This is a genomic window from Hydrogenophaga sp., from assembly GCF_026125825.1.
Lineage (GTDB): Bacteria > Pseudomonadota > Gammaproteobacteria > Burkholderiales > Burkholderiaceae_C > Hydrogenophaga.
Genome location: NZ_JAHCKK010000168.1, coordinates 1 through 4,646, shown reverse-complemented (window position 1 = coordinate 4,646; position 4,646 = coordinate 1). Strand labels below are relative to the sequence as shown.

Here is a 4,646-nt window from a genome sequence, read left to right as displayed (position 1 = left end):
GGCGCTGGCGCTGGCCGGCGTCGAGATGGCCGCCACGCAAGCCGTGGTGGACGCGGGCGGTCGCCGCCGGCTGGTCATCGGCCTGCAGGCAGCCGGGCTGTCGGCCGCACAACGCGAGTCCCATGTCCGCGCGCTGCTCGACGCCTTGCCCATCGAGGCGCGCGCGGCGGCGGAGCCGCGCTGGTTCGAGCAGATCGTGCGCCACCCCGGCGGCCGGCTGCAGATGGCGCAATCCCGCGCGCTCAGGGCGCAGGCCAGCCGGGCCGGCGACGCCTTCGCCGGCACCGCCACCGAACAGGCCATCCACGCCGTCTGGAGCGAGCTGCTCGGCATGAGCCACATCGGCCGCAACGACAACTTCTTCGACCTGGGCGGCACCTCGCTCACCGCCATGCAGGCCGTGCTCAAGCTGGAGCAGCAGATCGGCAAGCAGATCAGCCCGCGCCGCTACGTCAGTGAAACGCTGGCTCAGCTCGCCGTGGCCTACGACGCCACCGGCGCCGCGCAGCCCGCCGCGGCCCCCGCAGAAGCCGCCGAACCCGCACCGGGCCTCATGAAACGGCTCGCTCGCCTCGTTCAAAGGGCCTGACCCGGCACAACCGCGACTCGACGCCATGGACCTTGCGATCAGACGTTTCGGCCGCCCCGGGCGGGAGATGGTGGGCGTGTACCAGACCGCCAGCGGCACAGACGTGCCGCGCGCGCGCTTCCTGCTGTGCCGCCCCCTGGGCCAGGAGGCCGTTCGCACCGCGGCCATCTACCGCGTCGTGGGCGAGCGGCTCGCGCGCGAGCGCTGCGAATCCTTGCGCTTCGACTACCACGGCACCGGCGACTCCCCCGGCAACGAGGAAGACCAGTCGCTCGGCGGCTGGCTCGACGACACCCTGGCCGCCCACGAGCAACTGCACAACGGCGACGACACGCCCGTGATCTGGTTCGGCATGGGCCTGGGCGCCACCCTCGCGCTGCGCGCGGCCCTGCGCGCGCGCAAGCCGCCCACGCAGCTGGTGCTGTGGGAGCCGGTGCTCGACGGCCCCACCTACGTGCGCCAGCTCATGGAGGGCCACCAGCGCGAGCTGGTGCGCATGTTCCGCGTGCCCTGGGACCGGCTGCTGGCCAGCGACAAAGGCGTCGCCCCCGGCCTGCCAGGCGACCTGCTGGGCTTTCACGTCGGCCCCTCCCTGGCCGATGAATTGCAGAACCTGCGCGATGTGCAGGTGGCGCCCGCCTTGCGGCGGGGCGTTCGCGTGCTGTGCGCCGTGCCCGATGCGCAGCGCGGGCATTTCGCCGACCTGGAAAACCACCCCGAATTCCGCCTGCACCCGATCGGGCAGATCACCGACTGGATGTCCAGTCAAGCGATGGGCACGGCGATCGTCCCACCGGACCTGCTGCGCGCCGTTCTCTCCACCCTCGACTGACCGATGGCCGAACACACCCTGACGCTGGGGGCCGAAAACCACCTCGTCGCCACCTTCACGCCCGCCGACACGGGCTTCCACGGCGCGCCACCCATCGTGGCACTGCTGACCAACTCCGGCGTGATCCCGCGCAGCGGCCCGCACCGCATGAACGTGCACCTCGCGCGCCGGCTCGCGGCCCAGGGCATCCCTTCGGTGCGCTTCGACATGAGCGGCCTGGGTGACAGCCGCCGCACGGCCAGCACCCTGCCGGTGGTCGAGCAGTGGGTGGCCGACACGCGCTCGGTGATGGACGCGGCCCAGGCCCGCTTTGGCTGCGCGCGTTTCATGATGGTGGGTTTCTGCTCGGGCGCCGAAGTGGCCCACCTCGTGGCCCTGGAAGACCCGCGCCTGCGCGCCATCCTGCTGTGGGACCTCTACGCCTACCCCACCGCCGAATCGCGCACCCGGACCTTCTTCTACAAGCTGCGCCGAGCGGGCCTGATGGGCACGGTGCGCAAGGCCGGAGAACGCCTCCTCGGGGCGTTTCGTTCACGATCCGTCGACGGCGATGGCGGCAACGTCAGCGGGCGGGCGGTGGAGGTGTCGCTCGTGCCACCCCGGGAGGTCTTCGGCCAGCGCATCCAGACCCTGAGCGATGGCGGCGTGGAACTGCTGTTCGTCTACTGCGGCGGCGAACCCGAGTGGTTCAACCACGCCGGGCAGTTCAAGGGCATGTTCGGCCAGTTCCCGTTCCACGAGAAGGTGGCCTTCCACTACCTGGAGGTGTCGGACCACCTCATCACGACACGCACCGCGCAACAGGCCTTCCTGGCCATGACCGACGACTGGCTGGCAAGCCGAGTGCTGCCCGCCCAACGCTGAACCGGCGCGCTCACCCCTGCGGCGGTGAGCGGAAACGGGTCGCCTTCATCCAGGTCTCCACCAGGCCGATCAGGCGGGCGCGGTTGGCCGACGAGGCGAAGGTGTGGTCGCATTCCTTGAAGTACTCCAGCCACAGCTGGTCGCCAAATTGGAGCGTGGGAAAGGCGTCGAGCAGCTGGCGGCGGTAGTTGTGCTGGCGCTGCCGGTCCGATGTCAGCACCGCCAGAATCTGCACGCCGCTGCCCAGCGCGCGGCCGTAGGCGTTCTGCAGGAAGGCCTTGACCTTCGGGTCTTCCAGCGACGGGCCGCGCACCTCCACCTCGTCGCCCGGCGAACCGGGGGATGCCTTGCGGCTCAGGCGGCGGCGCAGCGCGCGCCAGATCGGGTGGCGGCCCAGCATCAGGTTGAGCCAGGCGCGCAGGCCCAGGATGCGGTGGCCGTAGTGGTGCACGTAGTAGCCCAGCGTGCGCGGAATGGACGGGTCCATCAGTGCCACGCCCACCACGCGTTCGTCGGTGCCGGCGTAGATGATCGAATGGTCGGCGCCCGAACACAGGCCCACCAGCACCACACGCTGCACCTGGCGCGTGGCCTGCAGCATGTCCAGGATCTCGCGGATGTCGGCCAGGGTGGCGTCCAGCGGCGGCAAGGCATCGTTGCGCGCCTCGCTGTCGCCCAGCCCGGAGAGGTCCACGCGCAGCACGCCAAAGCCCGCGGCCGCCAGCGCGCGGGCCAGCAGCACATGCATGCGGTTGGGCCCGACGCGGTGGATGATGCCGGCGTTGAGGATCACGACAAAAGGCGCGTCGGGCACCGCCGCCCGCGCGGACGCGGGCGTGATCACCCCGACCATGGATTTGCGCGGGCCCAGCAGCAAGGCCTGTTCAACGAGGCGTTCCATCAGGCCAGCCACTCCACGATGCGCTGCAGCAGCCGCACCGGCACCGCGCCCGCGCCGGAATGCTGGTCTTCCACCCAGGCCGGCTGGCTCGGGATGTGCTCGAAGGGCTGCGCGCCCGGCCGTGCCGCCTCCAGCGCGGCGCGCACCGCGTCCTGCCCGGGCACGTGTTCCGAGACCACCATGAGCGTGCGCGCCGGCAGGCCGGGCACATGCTGCAGCAGGTCGATCGCCTGCAGCTCCGTGGCCAGCGCCACGGACACGGGAAAACCCAGCAGTTCCCCGGCGTTCACCTTCAGTGCGCGCTCGCGGGCCTGGGCCGCGTCCAGGCGCTGCAGACCCGCGAGGTGGTCGGCTCCCTGCACCACCGGGTCCCACAGCACCACGGCATCCACGTCCTTGCGGCGCAGCGGCGCCACGCGGGCGGCCAGCACACCGCCCAGGCGCAGGCCGACCAGGCCCACGCGCTGCAGGCCGGCGGTGTCCTTGAGTTCGTCGATGGCGGTTTCCACGTCCGCCTGCCAGCCCTGGAGATCGCCATCGCCCGTGTCGCCAGCGGAGTCGCCGGTGCCAAAACCGTCGAAGCGCAGCACGTGCACGCCCGACTCGGCCAGCAGGCGGCTCAGCTGGCAGACGCTGCGGTGCGCGCGCAGGTACTCCGTGCCCCACGGCTGGCAGATCACCACCCCGCGCGCCTTGCCGCCACGCGCATGCGCCGGCGTGTAGACGCCGAACAGACGGCGCGAGCTCTCACCAAAAAACAGGGGCGTCATGGCGGGAGACTTCCCTTCTCCGCGGCCGCGGTGGCCACCACCTGACGCAGGTTCTGGAAGAACAATGTGCGCACATCCATGCGCCAACCCAGCTGCTTTTCCACCGCCTGCGCCACGCGCAGCGACAGCAGGGAGTGACCGCCGAGTTCGAAGAAGTTGTCCTCCGCCCCCACGCGCTCCACGTGCAGGATGTCGCGCCAGATCTCGGCCATGGCCTGCTCGTGGCCCGGTTCGGGCGCGACGAAATCGCGCGCGGCCTGCACCGCGTGGCGAAACGGGTCGGGCAGCGCGGCGCGGTCGACCTTGCCATTGGGCGTGAGCGGGATCGCGTCCACCGCAGCCACCACCGAGGGGATCATGTAGTCGGGCAGTTGCTTGCGCAGAAAGCGCCGCACGTCGCTGGCCGTCAGGTCCTCGCCCGGCTGGAACGCCAGGTAGGCCACCAGCCTCACGTCGGCCGGGCCAGCCTCGCGGCCCATCACCACCGCCTGGCGCACCGCCGGGTGGGTGGACAGCGCGGTCTCGATCTCGCCAAGTTCGATGCGGTAGCCGCGCACCTTCACCTGGTGGTCGAGCCGGCCCAGGTGGTGCAGGCGGCCCTGCGCGTCCCAGCGCGCGAGGTCGCCGGTGCGGTACAGGCGCGCACCGGGCGCGCGCGAAAACCGGTCGGCGACGAAGCGCTCGGCCGTG

The 4,646-nt window shown here is 71.3% G+C and carries 6 protein-coding genes; 3 read left to right on the top strand and 3 right to left on the bottom strand.

Features of this window, described 5'->3' with window-relative positions; all coding sequences use genetic code 11:
* The 3 genes from KIT86_RS24235 to KIT86_RS24225 all read left to right on the top strand — a co-directional run.
* The coding region (locus tag KIT86_RS24235; RefSeq protein ID WP_297403172.1) for a phosphopantetheine-binding protein at nt 1-589 on the top strand (589 nt) is incomplete at its 5' end.
* A 25-nt stretch (nt 590-614) separates the two neighbouring features.
* Entirely contained in the window at nt 615-1,421 is an 807-nt protein-coding gene (locus tag KIT86_RS24230; RefSeq protein ID WP_297403170.1) for an alpha/beta hydrolase, read from the top strand.
* 3 nt (nt 1,422-1,424) lie between these two features.
* Entirely contained in the window at nt 1,425-2,285 is an 861-nt protein-coding gene (locus KIT86_RS24225) for an alpha/beta hydrolase (RefSeq protein ID WP_297403168.1), read from the top strand.
* A 10-nt stretch (nt 2,286-2,295) separates the two neighbouring features.
* Here KIT86_RS24225 and KIT86_RS24220 read toward each other — a convergent pair whose 3' ends face one another.
* The 3 genes from KIT86_RS24220 to KIT86_RS24210 all read right to left on the bottom strand — a co-directional run.
* A complete protein-coding gene (locus KIT86_RS24220; RefSeq protein ID WP_297403167.1) occupies nt 2,296-3,186 on the bottom strand; it encodes an alpha/beta fold hydrolase in 891 nt (296 codons plus the stop codon).
* Nucleotides 3,186-3,956, bottom strand: a complete 771-nt coding sequence (locus KIT86_RS24215; RefSeq protein WP_297403164.1) for an alpha/beta hydrolase — start codon at nt 3,954-3,956, stop codon at nt 3,186-3,188. Before KIT86_RS24215 ends, KIT86_RS24220 begins: the two co-directional genes overlap by 1 nt.
* Nucleotides 3,953-4,646 (bottom strand): phosphopantetheine-binding protein (locus tag KIT86_RS24210; protein WP_297403162.1); only part of this gene is annotated, 694 nt, incomplete at its 5' end. The genes KIT86_RS24210 and KIT86_RS24215, both read right to left, overlap by 4 nt.